Annotated in this window: 15 protein-coding genes; 12 read left to right on the top strand and 3 right to left on the bottom strand. The window is 56.6% G+C overall.

What is annotated here, in order from left to right:
- Window positions 1-279: 279 nt before the first annotated feature.
- The 5 genes from rlmKL (at window position 280) to rmf (ending at window position 6,656) form a co-directional block, all read left to right on the top strand.
- The gene (rlmKL, locus tag AB5Y54_RS07880) at window positions 280-2,451 is read left to right on the top strand and encodes a bifunctional 23S rRNA (guanine(2069)-N(7))-methyltransferase RlmK/23S rRNA (guanine(2445)-N(2))-methyltransferase RlmL (RefSeq protein WP_039040793.1); all 2,172 of its coding nucleotides are present in this window, start codon (window positions 280-282) and stop codon (window positions 2,449-2,451) included.
- Window positions 2,451-2,678, top strand: a complete 228-nt coding sequence (locus AB5Y54_RS07875) for a glutaredoxin family protein (RefSeq protein WP_010674762.1) — start codon at window positions 2,451-2,453, stop codon at window positions 2,676-2,678. The genes rlmKL and AB5Y54_RS07875 overlap by 1 nt, the downstream gene beginning before the upstream one ends.
- Window positions 2,679-2,750: 72 nt before the next feature.
- Window positions 2,751-4,661, top strand: coding sequence for an ABC transporter ATP-binding protein (locus AB5Y54_RS07870; protein ID WP_029314544.1), 1,911 nt, complete (start codon window positions 2,751-2,753; stop codon window positions 4,659-4,661).
- 8 nt (window positions 4,662-4,669) lie between these two features.
- Complete coding sequence (locus AB5Y54_RS07865; RefSeq protein WP_010674760.1) at window positions 4,670-6,319, top strand: DUF3466 family protein; 1,650 nt, start codon at window positions 4,670-4,672, stop codon at window positions 6,317-6,319.
- A 160-nt stretch (window positions 6,320-6,479) separates the two neighbouring features.
- Window positions 6,480-6,656: a ribosome modulation factor gene (gene rmf, locus AB5Y54_RS07860; protein ID WP_010674759.1), complete on the top strand. Its 177-nt coding sequence runs from the start codon at window positions 6,480-6,482 to the stop codon at window positions 6,654-6,656.
- Between the two features lie 80 nt (window positions 6,657-6,736).
- Here the strand turns inward: rmf and fabA are convergent, their stop codons facing one another.
- From fabA to AB5Y54_RS07845, 3 genes are all read right to left on the bottom strand, one after another.
- A complete protein-coding gene (gene fabA / locus AB5Y54_RS07855; protein ID WP_010674758.1) occupies window positions 6,737-7,297 on the bottom strand; it encodes a 3-hydroxyacyl-[acyl-carrier-protein] dehydratase FabA in 561 nt (186 codons plus the stop codon).
- Window positions 7,298-7,375: 78 nt separating this feature from the next.
- A complete protein-coding gene (locus tag AB5Y54_RS07850) occupies window positions 7,376-9,355 on the bottom strand; it encodes a Lon protease family protein (protein WP_041211430.1) in 1,980 nt (659 codons plus the stop codon).
- An 80-nt stretch (window positions 9,356-9,435) separates the two neighbouring features.
- Window positions 9,436-9,798 carry a DUF3693 domain-containing protein gene (locus AB5Y54_RS07845; RefSeq protein WP_368153437.1) on the bottom strand — a complete coding sequence of 121 codons (363 nt, stop codon included), beginning with the start codon at window positions 9,796-9,798 and terminating at the stop codon, window positions 9,436-9,438.
- A 128-nt stretch (window positions 9,799-9,926) separates the two neighbouring features.
- On the opposite strand from AB5Y54_RS07845, the gene AB5Y54_RS07840 reads away from it, so the two are divergent.
- The 7 genes from AB5Y54_RS07840 to AB5Y54_RS07810 all read left to right on the top strand — a co-directional run bounded on the left by AB5Y54_RS07840 (window position 9,927) and on the right by AB5Y54_RS07810 (window position 16,440).
- Window positions 9,927-10,322, top strand: coding sequence for a hypothetical protein (locus tag AB5Y54_RS07840; RefSeq protein ID WP_368153436.1), 396 nt, complete (start codon window positions 9,927-9,929; stop codon window positions 10,320-10,322).
- Complete coding sequence (locus AB5Y54_RS07835) at window positions 10,319-12,583, top strand: replication endonuclease (protein ID WP_368153435.1); 2,265 nt, start codon at window positions 10,319-10,321, stop codon at window positions 12,581-12,583. The genes AB5Y54_RS07840 and AB5Y54_RS07835 overlap by 4 nt, the downstream gene beginning before the upstream one ends.
- Before the next feature lie 54 nt (window positions 12,584-12,637).
- On the top strand, window positions 12,638-12,952 hold the full coding sequence (locus AB5Y54_RS07830; RefSeq protein WP_281706132.1) for a hypothetical protein: 315 nt from the start codon (window positions 12,638-12,640) through the stop codon (window positions 12,950-12,952).
- 272 nt (window positions 12,953-13,224) lie between these two features.
- Complete coding sequence (locus tag AB5Y54_RS07825) at window positions 13,225-13,467, top strand: hypothetical protein (protein WP_368153434.1); 243 nt, start codon at window positions 13,225-13,227, stop codon at window positions 13,465-13,467.
- Between the two features lie 64 nt (window positions 13,468-13,531).
- A complete protein-coding gene (locus AB5Y54_RS07820; protein ID WP_368153433.1) occupies window positions 13,532-14,908 on the top strand; it encodes a hypothetical protein in 1,377 nt (458 codons plus the stop codon).
- Window positions 14,908-15,228: a hypothetical protein gene (locus tag AB5Y54_RS07815; protein ID WP_368153432.1), complete on the top strand. Its 321-nt coding sequence runs from the start codon at window positions 14,908-14,910 to the stop codon at window positions 15,226-15,228. Before AB5Y54_RS07820 ends, AB5Y54_RS07815 begins: the two co-directional genes overlap by 1 nt.
- A gap of 9 nt (window positions 15,229-15,237) precedes the next feature.
- Window positions 15,238-16,440: a zonular occludens toxin domain-containing protein gene (locus AB5Y54_RS07810; protein ID WP_368153430.1), complete on the top strand. Its 1,203-nt coding sequence runs from the start codon at window positions 15,238-15,240 to the stop codon at window positions 16,438-16,440.
- Window positions 16,441-16,448: the final 8 nt, after the last annotated feature.

Raw genomic sequence — 16,448 nt, 5'->3', positions numbered from 1 at the left:
GTCTGTTATAGGCCTGCTATATTGGTCTGATATTTAAGCGCACAGTCTCTCTCTTGTTCCATTATTTGTCTTTTTCCTTCGTCTGGTCGTCACGACCATTTTCTGCCTGGTCCGGGCAAGATTTTCGAATTCTTTACGAATGTGATGGTAGACAGCTGCCAGCCAAGAGCGGGATCCTGTCGCCCGCAAGGGGGGAGGGGAGAGTCTGCCGCGCCTCTTGCCGTTTATATGGCGCCTTTGTCCAAGGTTCGAGTGCCGAGCGCGGGCCGATAAGGTATAATGCGGCACTATTTTTATGGCATCCCCGTGAGCGTGATGAAAGAATTTTTTGCAACCTGCCCCAAGGGGCTGGAAAACCTGCTGGCCGTCGAGCTGACCAATCTGGGTGCGGAGCAGGTCCGTGAGACCGTGGCCGGCGTCCACTTCAAGGGCGAACTGGCCATCGGCTACAAGGCCTGTCTGTGGAGCCGCTTTGCCTCCCGTATCGTGCTGGTGCTCTCCGAGTTCCAGATGAACGACGATCTGGACCTCTACCTCGGGGCTCATACCATTCCCTGGGAGGAGCACTTCTCCGGTACCGCCACCATCGCGGTGGACTTTACCGGTACCAACGCCTCCATTCGCAATACCCAGTACGGCGCCCTGAAGATCAAGGACGCCATCGTCGATCGCTTCACCAAGCGCGGCCACGTGCGCCCGGATGTGGACAAGAAGTCTCCGGACATTCGCATCATGGCGCACCTTGGCAAAGGCAAGGCCAATATCACGCTGGACTTGTCAGGACCGGCGCTGCACCAGCGCTTCTATCGCCAGGGCACCGGCGAGGCGCCCCTCAAAGAGAACCTGGCTGCGGCCATGATTGCCCGCAGCGGCTGGGCTGGCGAGCCCATGATGGACCCCATGTGCGGCTCCGGTACCCTGCTGATTGAAGCGGCCTTCATCGCTGCCGACATGGCGCCTGCGCTGCGCCGTGAGCGCTTCGGTTTCGATCGCTGGCTGCAACACGATGGTGAACTGTGGCAGAGTCTGATGATGGAAGCCCAGGTGCGTGCCAAGCGCGGCATGCAGCGCTGCGAGGTGAAACTGTTCGGTTGCGATGCGGATACCCGGGTCCTGATGAAGGCCCGTGACAACGCCAAGGCCGCCGGCGTGGCCCATCTCATTACCTTCAAGCAGGCCGATGTCACCAAGCTGGAAAATCCGCTGCCGATGCCGGCTGTGGAAGGAGAGAGCCGTCAGGTCGGCATGCTCATCTCCAACCCGCCCTATGGCGAGCGTCTCGGTGAATTCCCGGCGTTGCTGGAAGTGCATCAGGCCCTTGGCGATGCCCTGCGCCGCGGCTTCCAGGGGTGGAAGGTCACCATTCTCTCCGCCTCTCCCGAACTCCTGAGCTGCCTGCGCTTGCGTGCCGACAAGCAGTATCGCCTGTTCAACGGCGCCCTCGAGTGCCAGCTGCGCAACTATCAGATCGCCCTCGATGCCGTCGCTTCCCAGAAAGAGGTGGCCCAGGACTTTGCCAACCGTCTGCGCAAGAATCTGAAGACCCTCGAGAAATGGGCGAGCAAGGAGAACCTCGATTGCTACCGCCTCTATGACGCGGACTTGCCGGAATACAACGCCGCCATCGACCGCTATCAGGATTATCTGGTGGTACAGGAGTACGCGGCGCCCAAGGACATTCCCGCCCAGAAAACCCGCCAGCGTCTGCTGGACATGGTGCAGGCCGCCATCAAGGTGACCGGCATGGACGGCGAGAAGGTGATCCTGAAGGTGCGCGAGCGCCAGGAAGGCAAACAGCAGTACCAGAAGCTCTCCGAAGAGCAGCACCGGATGGAGGTGCAGGAGTACGGTGCACGCCTCTGGGTCAACCTCTACGACTATCTGGACACCGGCCTCTTCCTCGACCACCGCCAGACCCGCCGCATGCTGGGCCAGATGGCAAAGGGCAAGCGCTTCCTGAACCTCTTCGCCTACACCGGCAGTGCCACCGTGCACGCGGGGCTCGGCGGCGCCCGCGAAACCACCACGGTGGACATGTCGCGCACCTACCTCAACTGGGCCCAGGACAACATGCGCCTCAACTCGCTGGTGGGCCGCGAGCACAAGTTCGTGCAGGCGGACTGCCTGAAGTGGTTGTCGGAAGCCGACGAGCAGTACGACCTCATCTTCATCGATCCGCCCACCTTCTCCAACTCCAAGCGGATGGACGAGAGCTTCGACGTGCAGCGGGATCACCTGCTGTTGATGCAGCACCTCAAGCGCCTGCTCGCGGCGGACGGCACCCTGGTCTTCTCCAACAACAAACGCCACTTCAAGATGGACTTGGCCGGCCTTGACGCCATCGGTCTCAAGGCGCAGAACATCACGAACAAGACCCGGCCCAAGGACTTCGAGCGCAACCAGCATATCCACAACTGCTGGATCATCACCCACGCCGAGGCACAAGGCTGATGCTGACCCTGTTTCACACCGACGGCTGCCACCTGTGCGAACAGGCGTGGACGCTGGTGGAACAGGCCGGGATGGCCGCGCAGACCCGCCGCTGCGACATCCTGGAGGAGGAGGCCTGGCTCGAGGCTTACCGGGTGCGCATCCCGGTGCTGCAAGACAGTGCCGGCCGGGAGCTGGGCTGGCCCTTCACCCTGGGGGAGCTGCAAGGCTGGCTGGCACAGGGGTGAGCAGGATTTGACGACAAAACGGGGGCAGATTCACGCTGCCGCCCGTTTTTTCATAAGCAACAAGGAACAAACATGGCTCTTTTGACATTGCACGGCGCGTCCCTGTCGTTCAGTGATTTTCCGCTGCTCGACCATGCCGAGCTCACCATAGAGCGGGGCGAGCGCCTCTGTCTGGTGGGTCGCAACGGGGCGGGCAAGTCCACCCTGATGAAGGTGATTGCCAGCGAACTGCCGCTGGACGACGGCCGTCTGGTGTTGCAACAAGATTTGAAAGTGACCCGCCTCGAGCAGGATCCGCCCGCCTCGAGCGAGATCACCGTGTTCGATTACGCCGCAGAAGGGCTGGCCGGGGTAGGGGAGCTGCTCAAGCAGTACCACCATGTCTCCCACGCCCTGGCGCACGACCCTTCCGATGCCAACATTCGCACCATGAGCCAGTTGCAGGAGCAGCTCGACTATCAGAACGGCTGGCAGTACGAAACCCGCATCAATCAGGTGCTGACCCTGCTCGATCTCGACCCTGATGTGACGCTCGACAGTCTGTCTGGCGGCTGGCTGCGCAAGGTGGCTCTGGCCCGCGCCCTGGCGTGTGACCCGGACCTGTTGCTGCTGGACGAGCCGACCAACCATCTGGACATCGATGCCATCAACTGGCTGGAAGAGTTCCTCAAGGACTTTCGTGGCGCCATCGTCTTCATCTCCCACGACCGGGAGTTCATCCACAAGCTGGCGACCCGGATCATCGATCTCGATCGCGGCGTGATCACCTCCTGGCCCGGTAACTATGACGAATATCTGCAAGGCAAGGAGGAGTGGTTGCGGGTCGAGGAGCTGAAAAACGCCGAGTTCGACCGCAAGCTGGCCCAGGAAGAGGTGTGGGTCCGCCAGGGGATCAAGGCGCGTCGTACCCGCAACGAGGGACGGGTGCGGGCCCTCAAGGCGATGCGCATGGAGCGCACCCAGCGCCGGGAACTGCAGGGCAAGGCCAAGCTGCAACTGGACGAGGCGGGCCGCTCCGGCAAGCTGGTGTTCGAGACCGAGGGGCTGGGGCTGGACTTTGGTGATCGCACCCTGTTCCAGGGACTGGATCTGCAGGTGCTGCGCGGGGACAAGATTGCTCTGGTTGGCCCCAACGGCTGCGGCAAGTCGACCCTGATCAAGCTGCTGATGGGCCAGCTCGAGGCGAGCCGTGGCTCGGTGCGCCAGGGGACCAACCTGGAAGTGGCCTACTTCGATCAATACCGTGAGCAGCTCGATCCCGAGAAGACGGTGGTGGACAACGTGGGGGAGGGCAAGCAGGAGGTGATGGTTCGCGGCCGCTCCCGCCACATCCTTGGCTACCTGCAGGACTTCCTGTTCGAGCCCAAGCGGGCGCGCACCCCGGTCAAGGCCTTGTCAGGGGGCGAGAAAAACCGTCTACTGTTGGCCAAACTCTTCCTCAAACCCAGTAACTTGTTGATTCTGGATGAACCAACCAACGACCTGGATGTCGAAACGCTGGAATTGCTGGAAGAGCTGCTCACCGATTATCCGGGCACCCTGCTGCTGGTCAGCCACGATCGCCGTTTCATCGACAATACCGTGACCGGCTGCTGGCTGTTTGAAGGGGATGGACGGATCAGCGATTATGTCGGGGGCTACGCCGACATGATGGCCACACGAGCCCTGCAGGCCGCCCAACAGACGGCCAAGCCGGCCCCGGTCAAGGTGGCAGAGCCTGTCGCATCGGCAGCGGAGCCTGCGAAAAAAACACGAAAACTCTCTTACAAGTTGCAACTGGAGCTGGATAATCTGCCAGCCCGGCTGGAACAGTTGGAAATGGAACTCGATGCCCTGCAGGCCGAGATTAACCACCCCGGTTTCTTCTCCCTGCCAGCAGAGCAGACCCAGCCCAAACTGGATGCATTGAATGCGGCAGAGGCCGCATTGGAACACGCCTTCTCCCGTTGGGAGGAGTTGGAAGCGTTGAAACATCAAGACTAAGGAAGTAGATGAAAAAGCAATTATCCATGCTGGCCATCCTGGTCGGCGCCAGCCTCAACGCGCAGGCGGCACAAAGCTCCTTTTTCACCATCGTCGATGACGAAGTCAAAGGCTATGCCAGCGGGATCAGCGGCGATGCCAACGGCCTCATCGGGCTCAACACCAAGAACAACATGGCGGAATACTTCTCCACCGTGCGGTTTGCCGACTTCCTGGTGGATCGTTTCCGTTTCGAGCAGGGTTGCATGCTCTCCAACTCGGTCTGCAACTCCTTCTGGAGCGACAACTCGGGCTTTGCCTACCAGTGGCGTCGCGACTTCCTGGACAAGGTGGATCAACGCAGCAACCTGGGCTACGTGACCAGCTCCGAGGTCGATGGCCTGGTGACGGCCCTCGGGGATGTTCCGGAGGATCGGGTCGGTTACAAGATGAATGGCAAGCTGCGCACCGCCTTTGCCGTGGTCAATGACGGCAACCCGGTCGAGCTCAAGGATGCGGCCAGCACCCACGGCCTGAGCGTACCCACCTCCATCAAGAAGCTGGACAACGGTCAGTATCTGGTGACCGGTACCGCGGCCAGCGACAAGTATCGCCACAAGGTGGGCGGTGATTTCTACAAGTGGTGTTTCGAGACGGGCAATGACAGCCAGTACGGTGACTTCCGCTACTGCCCCGGGGTCGATACCCAGGCGAGTTTCTGGCTGCTCAACAGCTCGGGCGGGTTCAACAAGCTGATGCAGGCCGGCACCTATGGCCATCAGCGTGACGAGGTGCTGCAAACCGCTTCTGCACTGGGCGTGGCCAAGTACAACGGCACCCTCTACGGCGTGGGCTACAGCTCTACCGGCGAGGTGGGCACCGGTGATCTGGATGGCCGCAACCTCGCCAGCTACTGGACCCTGGATACGGCTGCCGGCACCGTGGGCACCACCAAGATCATCCCGCTGCCGGATGGCGAGCCTGGCAAGGACGATGCCAAGCTGCAACACAGCTGGGCCGTGGCCGTCAACGACAACGGCTACGTGATCGGCAACCAGCGCTATCGCATCAACAAGGGTCAGAACCGCCCGGTGGAGATGTTCCTGTTCAACCTGAGCAAACCGGGTACGGCGGCCAGCCTTCCTCTTCAAGACAAGCCGGTCTCGGGGGCAGGCTCGGAAGCGGCCGCCATCAACGAGCACAACATGGTGGTTGGCTGGCGCGACTCCCGCCATCAGACCCAACCGGTGGTCAATGGCACCAACCGCATGCAGGAAGCCTTCCTGCTGAACGCGGCCGCCCCGGCCAACAGCTGGTATCTGAACGATCTCATCTGTGGCAAGGATGACGCCGGCAACAAGCAGTGTGCCCAGAACGGCAAGTACTATCACATCGCTTATGCCAGCGGCATCAGCAGCGACGGCACCATTGCCGCGACGGCGTATCGCTATGACAGCGAGAGCGACCTCAACAAACGCGCCAACGCCACCGTGGTCGCCGTCAAACTGACGCCGGCCGTGGCGGATTATCAGGGCAATGCCCCGGCCAGCTATGTGGTCAGCAATGCGCCGGTCAACAACCAGACCGGTCAGGATGGTGGCGAGGGCGGTGGTGGCAGCCTGTTCTGGTTGACTCTGCTGGCGCTGCCCTTTGCCTGGCTGCGTCGCTATCAGCGATAAGTAAGTGTCATCAAAAATTAATGCAGTTCAGTATCTTGTGTCACAACCCCTGAATAGCATGGAATTTTTTGTTTGACCCTGCCTCCCCCCTGGGGTAAAGATGAAGGCGACCGGTGAAAAACTGGTCGCTTTTTTTGTTCCACGAAGAGGGTCGTAGATGATGAAGAGACAGAAACGGGACCGTCTGGAGAGAGCTCGCGCTCGTGGTTATCAGGCTGGCGTAGTCGGCAAACAGAAAGAAGCGTGTCCGTACCAGTGCCTGGATGCCAGGGGCCATTGGCTTGGTGGTTGGCGCGATGCCATGGAAGGGCGAGGCTCAGGCCTCTTCATGAAGTAACCGATACTTCATCACTCATTACAATAGGAAAGGGGCCATCGTGGCCCCTTTACGTTGTCTCTGCTCACCCAGGAGCAGGATCAGAATGCGGTGGTGTCTTTGAACAGGCCCACTTTCAGATCGGTGGCGCTGTAGATGGGGCGACCATCCACTTCCACGACGCCATCGGCAATGCCCATGACCAGTTTGCGGTTGATGACGCGCTTGAAGGTGATCTTGTAGGTGACCTTCTTGGCCGTCGGCAGGATCTGGCCGGTGAACTTGACTTCACCGACACCCAGCGCACGTCCTTTGCCAGGACCCCCTTTCCAGCCCAGGAAGAAGCCGACCAGTTGCCACATAGCATCCAGGCCCAGGCAGCCGGGCATGACGGGATCGCCGGGGAAGTGGCAGTCGAAGAACCAGAGATCCGGCGTGATATCGAGTTCAGCCAGGATTTCACCCTTGCCGTGCTCGCCGCCATGGTCGTTGATCTTGACGATGCGATCCATCATCAGCATGTTGGGGGCGGGCAGCTGGCTGTTACCTTCACCAAATAATTCGCCACGGCTGCAGGCAAGCAGCTCTTCACGGGTAAAGGACTCTTTGCCTTGTTCGCACAGGGAGAGGCGGGGATCAGTGGTGTCGTTATCTAGGGTCACGCTGTTTATCCTTCATATGGGTCAAAGCCGGGCCAATTTAGCTTACAGATGTTCGCTAAACAACTCCGATCACTTCATTTAACGGCCAAGCAGCCGATCCAGCAGGCTGCGCAGCAGGCCGCCACTCTTGGTTGCCGTGCCATTGAGTTCGTCCAGTCTCTCCTGGATGCGGCCAAACAGGGTATCCGGCATGTCTGGTTCGCCAGCAACGCAGCCGGTGAGCAGCTCGATAGCCTCTTCCACGTGATCCACCGGGTGGATGTGGAACTGGCCGGCCTCTACTGCCGCGATCACTTCATCAGAGAGGTTGAGCTGCTGGGCGTTGGTGCCGGGCAGCAGAATGCCTTGCTTGCCGGTGAGGCCGTGGATCTTGCACACCCGGAAGAAGCCCTCAATCTTCTCGTTCACGCCGCCAACGGCCTGCACATTGCCGAACTGGTCGACCGCACCGGTCACAGCGAAGTGCTGGTAGATGGGCTGGCGGGCGAGGGCAGAGAGCAGGGCACACAGGCCGGTCAGGGAGGCGCTGTCACCATCGATCTCGTGGTATGACTGCTCGAACACCAGGTTGGCCGAGAGCGGCGAGGGGTTCTCTGCGCCGAACTTGTTGGAGAGGTAACCGTGGATGATCATCATGGCTTTGGCGTGAATGTGCCCGGCGAGCTCCGCCTTGCGCTCGATGTCAGCCACATCGCCATCCCCGAGGTGGACGGTCGCGGTGAGGCGTACCGGCTCCCCGAAGTCATAGGGATGGCCGGCCACCTGGATGACGGAAAGGCCGTTGATCTGGCCAACCTCTTCACCGTCGGTCTGCAGCAGGATCTGGCCGTCGATAACACCCTGATCCGATTGCTCCACCAGATAGTTGAGGCGGTAATCCTGCTCTTCCAGGGCGAGCAGGATATGTTCGTCAGTGACGCTGGTCGCTTCCAGCTCGCGGGCCAGGCTGTCGGCCATGCGCATGATGGCGCCGAGCTGTACCTCGGAGAGGGATAGCCACTCCTGGTGGTCACACAGGCGGCTGGCATGGCGACAGAGGGCGAGGAGGGCACTTGGCGTGAAATCCAGCAGCGCCCAGCGCGCTCGCAGCCAGGCGAGATATTGCAGGAAGGCGGGGAGATCTTCCTCGATGTTCACTTCGGAGACCAGATCGGCACGCAGGAAGATGCGCTCCGCCATGTCCCTGTCCAGCATCTGGAATTCCGCCACGTCCAGCCTGTCACCGACCAGGATCAACTTGAACCGGATGGGGGTCGCTTCCGGGGTGAAGAACGGCGTCAGCGTCTTGCCTTCCTGATAGGCATTCCAGTCCAGCTCGCCTTTTTGCATGGCGTTTTTGAGCTTGAACCAGAGATGAGGCTGATCCAGCAGCTCATCGAGCTGAAGTATCAGGTAACCACCGTTGGCTTCCCGCAGCAGACCAGGTTCCAAAAGGTGCTGGTTGGCGTAAACGGAGCCTTGTTCCGTCTGATAGTTGATGGAGCCGAACAAGGTATCCCAGTTCAGGTCACGGCCGTAGACGACAGGGGCTTGCTGATCCTCATGATGGATCAGCAGGTTGATTAGCACCGGGTGCTGGAACTCGAGGCCCTGGGCGACATGGGCGGCCAGATCGGAGAGGAAATCCACGATCTTGGGGTCGTTGTTCTGTTTGCGGATGATCCGGGTGACCAGCCGCTCGGCGTCGAGATGGTGGCTCATCAGCTTGAGCAGCTCACCGACCATTTCGCAGAACTCGAAACCCGAGCCCGGTTGCAGGCGCAGCCAGATGGGCTTGAAAGGGTTGTTGAGATTCTCGGTATAACAGAGATCGAACAGGTCGCCATCCTTGCCATTCGAAGAGGCGATCAGGGTCTGGCAGACATTCTCGTAATCTGCACCGGGGAAACCGTTGAGGATCATGACCGGGCAGTCACCATCAAAACTGGCCAGCCGTTTTATACCCGAAATCGCTCTGGGTTGCAGGGCGGCAAACGGAATGGGGTCGAGTTCGCCAAGTGTGGGGAACTGCTCAATCGAGAAAGCGGGTTTTAATTGTTCTGATGTTAATTCAGCCACTTAAGACATCCGGTCGGGGATAGGATCAATTGCCACCATTATACACAGTTCGGTTGAGGGTGACAGAATACCAAGATATTTCATTTAACATAATATACATTATGCGCGGTTAGATTAGGCTCATTTTGAGGGGCCGCCATCATCGTCCAGCCCAGTACCAGAGCGGCTGCGGAGGCCCCGCAATACTTTTTTAGAATGTCGTACCATTCCTTTTTTGCTTCATCTGACTTCGCTCTTACCGCGTGAAGTGAAATCATCACTTCTGCGGGGTCTATTCCTATTTCTTTAGCTATGAAAATTGCTGTCTCGTCAGTTACTTGCAAGTTTCCTTTCATGATTTGAGATATGTACTGTGACGAAAAACCTAGTGCTTCTGCGGCATCTTTGTACTGAGTAAGGTTTTTCGCTCTCATGTATGCGTCTAATAGCGTTTTTGAGTCCATTTTCTTGTTCCTCTCAACGAGCTGTTGCAACCGGATTATATGTAATTAAGCGCTATATGGCTCACTTGCTTACTTGATTGGCTTCAGCTTTATTGCACTCAAGTAATCACTTGAACGAGTGTGCCAGCATGGAACGCCAGACCCTACAGCAAGAACCCCCTGTTTACCACGTCTGCCAGACCTGCGGCGGAGAAGGCTGTGAGGTCTGTTCTGACTTCTGCATCCTGGATGGTGACATCGAACTTGACCCTTATGAGTGCCGTTATTGTGGATGGATTGGTGGGCACGTTGATGGTTGTGTTTTCGTTGATCCTGACCTCGATTCATCGCCGATAAATGGGGTTATCGGCATCATTCCATCCTTTCAATGCCCACTCTGTGGCAAAACTGACTTCGATTCTCCTGAAGGATGTCAGTCTTCAGCAGTTTATTCCCCTGCTGTTGGTGATTGGCTTTGCTGTATGCCTGGCCTTTCAGGTGCTGTTTCGGTGTCTATCAACTGTGGTATTGGAGGCGAAAAATGATCCGCTTCCCCTCCTACTCCGCTCAAAAGGACCTCCACAATGGACGTAATGTCATCAATGGACGATCTGCCGTCGATGCTCTCTTACATCCTTCTCTGGGTCTTCGTCATTCCAGGGATCTTTCTCACCTTGGTTTGTCTGCTCATGAAAGTTACCTCTACCAATTACGCTCTTCTGAGCCGTATCTGGCGATGCTCCGGCAGCAGTGGGCGGAAGACCAAGCAGCCGCCCTCCCCTTAGACCTCAAGGCCCACTACGCCGACAAAGAGACCCATCATATTCAGGTAGGTTCGTTCGCCTACCTCGATGACACCGCCTTACTCAAGTATGGCGACATCAATGCCCCCGAGCACTGCCAGTACCGTCATGACATGACCGTGCGCAATCACTACCTCCTGCCCTGGTTCCGTTCTGCCTACAGTCAAGCCCTTGAGTACGCCGATTTGCTCACCGCGAACCAGCGTATCAAAGAGCTTTACGACCTCATGAACGTGTCCGGCGACTGCGGTACCCTCTCCCTCACCTCTGACGATGAAGGGTTTGAGGCATTTGCTGAGCGCTTGGCCAAGCACGTGATGATCCTTCGGAGGGACTATTTCGATGGAGATGAAGAGGAATACCCGGCGTTTCGCGCTGCTCACGCCTTACTCGTTGGATACGATTTTCGAGACCCCGATTTCGACTATGACTTCGAAAATCCCGATGCTCCTCGCCCGTGCCATTGGCTCAATCGTTGGGTTGATCCTGTTCATTTGGTTCGGCTTATACGTCGTGTTGCTGCTCGCCGTCTCTTTGACGCCTCACGACTTTCTGGAATTGTTCATAAAAACGGACAGCCCTATTCACCCGATTATCTTGTCTCTCGCCGGGTACACCGTACTCGCAAGAATAGAACCACTCTTTCAGGTCTTGCTGCTGTCAGTCTTGCTGATGGTCTTCATGGATGTCCTCTCACTGATGCCATAGACGCCTCCGTCTCGAATCCTGAGGTTCAACGCGCCGAGCTGATGGCCCGTCTCAAGGGGTTTGAGCAGGTTGCCAAGCAAGAGCGCCATGCCGCCCTCTTCCTCACCTTAACCTGCCCTTCCCGTTTCCATCCCACCAGTGGCGGCAAACCTAATCCCAACTGGTTGGATGCTGGTCGTCCTACCGTCAAGGATGGGCAATCCTATCTCAACGGCGTATGGCGCAACATTGGTCGCCGTTGTGCTGACAAGGGCACCGACATCAACCCCAAAGAGCCGATTTCTGTTTACGGATTTCGATTCGCTGAGCCTCATGCTGATGGCACCCCCCACTGGCACGCCATCATCTTCGTCCCTTACAAGCAGGCCAATGAGTTCCGCACCATCTGCCGCCGTGAGTGCTTCAAAGACTCCCCTGATGAGCCGGGTGCCCGCAAACATCGCTTTACCTGCAAACCGTTATCTCTCAAGCGTGGCTCTGCTGTCGGCTACTGCTCCAAGTACATCGCCAAAAACGTCGATGGCTTCGCAGTTGGTGAGGATTACGAAACGGGTACGGCTGCCCTTCAAACCGTCCAGCGTGTCCTTGCCTGGAAGGGAGCCAATAACATCCGCCAGTTCCAGCAGATAGGCGGCCCCACTGTCACCGCATGGCGTGAGCTGCGCCGCATGTCTACACAGGATTACGATATGCCCGGATTTGAATCCCTCTGCCAAGCTGATTGGTTGCTCCTTGAAGCCTGCCGGCGCTCTGCTGATGCCGGCGACTGGGGCGAGTTCTGCATTGCCATGGGCGGTATCTTCTGCCCCCGTGACCAGCAGGCCCTTCGCCCTGCTTACTCCACTCCCCGCGCTTTCACTCGCCTCAATGCTGGCAACGTGGGTCGTCCATACCACCAGAACGCCGAGGATTTCGAACTCCTCATCAGCCCCGAGGGGCGCATTACCCAGTATGGCGACAAGGCCCGCGCCACCATTGATGGCCTTCTGTTCAACCAGATCCACATCGCTACCCGCCTCAAGCGTTACCAGATCAAGAGCCTGGAAGCGTGGGAAGCCCAGAAGAAGAAAATCCTTGAAGCCGTTCGCGATTACTTCATCACGGCCACTGAGACAGGCGAATACCTCCACATGGCTGACGAGTTGTATCAGGAGGGGCGGCAGAAGCTCTTGGAAGACCTTGATAATTCCCAGCTCCTCGCCCTGGACTGGGCCGACTGGCAGGAGTGGGCAGCGCGCAGCGCTGGCGACTCCTGTCCAGTCGCGCCTCCTGTCCCCTTGGACCCGTGTCAATAACTGCCCGAAGCACTCAACCACCAACTACACAACGCAACGAATCGAGGTAAGAAAATGAAAATCATCGCCCAAATCTTGTCGGCCACCGATATCACCACCTCCACCAAGGACCGCGATGGCCGCAAGGTCACTACTGGCCAGGTCAAACTGCTCTGTACTGACCCCAGTCAGATCATCGACGTGGCCATCACTGAAGAGCAGGTCACTGCCGGATATCACGCATCCCTCAAGACCATCGTCGGCAAAGGCCCGACCGAATTCATGGTCGAGTACCGCTCCGGTTCGTTCGGTGATGACAACAACCGTCACCGCTCCTACAACGGTTTCCGCCTCGTGGATCTTCCTGCCAGCGTCCAGGCAAAGGCGTAAGCCATGGACGTTGACTACTCCCAACTGATGGTGGCTGCGTCCTATCTGCTGCTGTTCGCCTTTGGCTTCAACGGGGGGAATCAACGCTGATGGACCCAGTAATCGCACTGTATATCGCTGGCGGGCTGCTTGTTTGGCTCGTTGGCTACGGTTCTGGCACGGTGTTTCGACACACCCGCCAGATTTTTGAAAAGGCCTCTCGCGGGTCTTGATAGTGGTAAACGCTTATCAAACGTTTGATAAGTGAAACTGTAATCAAAAGGAAACTGACTATGAAAATTCGCAACATGGCTCGTAAGTACGCCGCTCCCGTTCTGGTTGCTGGCTCTGCCCTGGTCTCTGGTTTCGCTTCTGCTGCAATCGATGAGACTGCCGTCACCGCCGTGAAGACTGCCGTCATCGCTGACGCTGGTACCGCTTCTGCGGCTGGCTTCGCCATCATGGCTGTTGTTCTGTCCCTGTCCATCGGCTTCGGTCTGCTCCAGACCTTCGCCCGCAAGGGTGCACAAGGCTGATCAACCTCGGGGCTTTGCCCCTGTACTGTCGGGGGGCTCTGCCCCCCTTTTTTATGGGGGATATATGCGCCCGTTCATCATACTCTTTACAGCCTTATTGACCTTCAGCGGCGGCGTGGCTGCTTTTTCCATGTCGTCAGTCATCAAACAGGCTGAAGTAATTCGTGTCAATGCCGTTACCGCTGCCACTAATACCGCCATAACTGTCAGCACAACTATTCGTGGCTTTGCTGCCAATGACCCTTATCAGATTAAAAAAATTGATGTTCCCAAAGCTACTTATATGACTCGCTTTAAAGCAGGCATGGGGGAGACTGGAGGGCTTAAGGGTCTTTTGAAGCGCAATGCTTGGTACGCTGGCTGGGCCGCTACAATGCTTGCCGCTGGCTGGGCAATAGATGAGCTCACCAATCAAGTCACTCAGCCTAACGTTTCTTATAAAGGGCAATGTTCCTCAAATCGCGGCAATGCTTTCAATGTTAGCTTAACTAGCTGTTATTCTTATGCCGTTTATGGCGATATTGTTAAGCAAGTCAATCACGTTAACGGACCTAATCCCCCTGTTGTGGGTAGCACTACCTCATATGATATTTATTATTGTGCCGCATCCCAACCCACCTATTGTTATCAAAATCCTGTTAGGGCTTATTTTACAGCCCAATCTAAAGACGTTAATGGCTCCATATCCGTTAGCGATGACGCTATTTATGATTCCATTGTAACTGAAATGCTAAAGGACAAAGATAAGGCTTCTCAAGCTTTCATGGTTCCTGACCCCTGGCCTTATCCCTATCCTCAAATTTTTCCTGATACTGTTCCTTATATCCCGGGCGTTACTCAGTCAGACCAAGAGCTTCTTGATTTGTATGCACAAGGGTTACTTCAGTCTACTAACCCTAATGCCGCTCATTATGTGACTCCTGAAAAACTTGCCGAAATCGCTGCTCTAGCTGGTCAGTTACAGGCTGGTGTTACCCCTGAAGCCCTTGTTGATGCCGCCAATCAGGCTGCTCAAGCGCCAGTTACGCAAGCCCAGCTTGAGGAGTTGATGAAGAAACAAGAGGCTGCTGAGGCTAAGGCGGATGCTGCTGCACTTGAGGCAGCTAAAGCGGCACTTGCCCCAGCTACAACGGCACTTGATCAACTCAATGATGAAAAAACTGAATTGGAAGATATGATTTCTGATTCGCCGACTGCTAATCCACCTTCTTCTATCCCTGATATCTTTGATTGGACATTGCCTACGGGTAATTGTCAGCCTTACCCCTTCACTTTCACTATTAAAGCCGGTTCTGCTCAAGCGGATGACGATGGCGCTTTTTGTCGCACCTATAATGAAGTTGCCCACCCGCTTATATTCTGGTTTTTGAATATGCTGACTGCTGTTTATATATTCGGCATTTGGTCTCGAACTATGACTTCTGTTGTTGGAGGTAGATAATGAAACTTTTAATTGCATTTCTTATCGAGAAGGTTGGCGAGCTCTTTGCGAAAATAGTTTCCTTCTTTTCTCGCAAGGCCGCCGTAGCTGCTTTGATTCTTGCTATGACAACAATGGTTGTTACGTTCACTTCTGCAATTAATGGCTTGTTAGGTGGTATTTCATCTTCCCCTTCTGCCAATGCTTACATTTTGTTTGGCTTGGGGCTCCTCCCTTCCAATACGGCTGCATGTATATCGGCAATTGGCGTTGCTAAGGCGGCCCAATGGCTCTTTATTTGGCAGTTGTCGCTTGCCCGTTCTGCGTTTGATGGAAAATAAGGCGGTTCAATGAAAGCACCTTATTTCGTCACGGGGCCTGTTGGCGCGGGTAAGACCGTTAACATGGTCAATATTATTGTCGGTTATCTTAATGAGGGCCGTCCTGTTGCCACTAACATTGATGTTTATCCCGAGCATATGCCCCTCAATGAAATCGGTAAACAGATCCCTATCATCCGGCTTCCCGAAGAGCCCCGTTCGTCCGACCTTGAAAACCTCGGCTATGCCTATGAGCGCCCCAAGAAAACCGCCCTTTGGTCTGCCGAAGAACAGCTCTATGACGAATCCAAAAATGGCTGTCTCGCCCTAGACGAAACTGCCTTCTTCATGAACACCCGTGACTGGAACAATCCGGATCGTGCCCAGCTTATCAAGTGGCTCCGGCTTGTTCGAAAGCGCGGCTGGAATGCTTTCCTCGGTGTCCAGGATATCGAGTCTATCGACAAACAGATCGTCAATGCCCTTTGCCGCACTGTCTGCTGGTGCTACAGCACCGACACCATGTTTAGCGCTTCCATGGGGGCCAAGGGTTTCCTTGTCTACCCGCTGATCTGGTTCGCCCGTCTCTTCATCCGGTTTGTGCTCCGAGTTCCCCGTGTTCACGTTGCCAGCTACTTCAAGGGCAAGAGCAAGACCACGGGATCCCCCTGTGGCACCAAATACGCTTGGGGCCGCTGGCTCTACAAGGCCTATGACACCGCCCAGGAATTTGACGATGGCAAAGAGTTGTTTGATTTTCCGATACGAGATTCAAAGGGGCTGATTAAGTGCCGTATCCGGCTTGGTAATGGCGAGTACAAAGAGGCCTATTTGCACCCGTCAGCCATTGATGCCACCCCCGACTGTGAGCGCATCACAGAACCTCGTTTCGTTGATATGCGGGCCTGCTATACCATCCTCCCCGCCAAGTACATCCATCAGTGGTATGGTGCAAAAGACCAGGCTAAAGCCCCTTCACCGGATGCGCCTCAAATCCGATTCCCGATCACCAATCCATCCCTTATCCCGCGCTACGTCATGATGAAGTGTGCTGACCGTGTTGCTCGATCCCAGAACGTTCCTCTTGCTTCTGTCCTGCTGCGCTGGGGCCTTGTCAGCTACGCCACGGCACGTTCTCACCCCGAACTCGGCCCCGTCATTCGTCGGCAATATTGGTTGCGTCGTTACGGCCTCAAATCAACGGTGGATTATCATGGTCGGGTTATGCTGTAGTGTGTTTT

Source organism: Aeromonas sp. s9, from assembly GCF_040907765.1.
Classification (GTDB): Bacteria; Pseudomonadota; Gammaproteobacteria; order Enterobacterales; family Aeromonadaceae; genus Aeromonas; species Aeromonas caviae.
The sequence above is the reverse complement of the archived record's forward strand: the minus strand, read 5'-3'. Positions and strand labels throughout refer to the sequence as shown.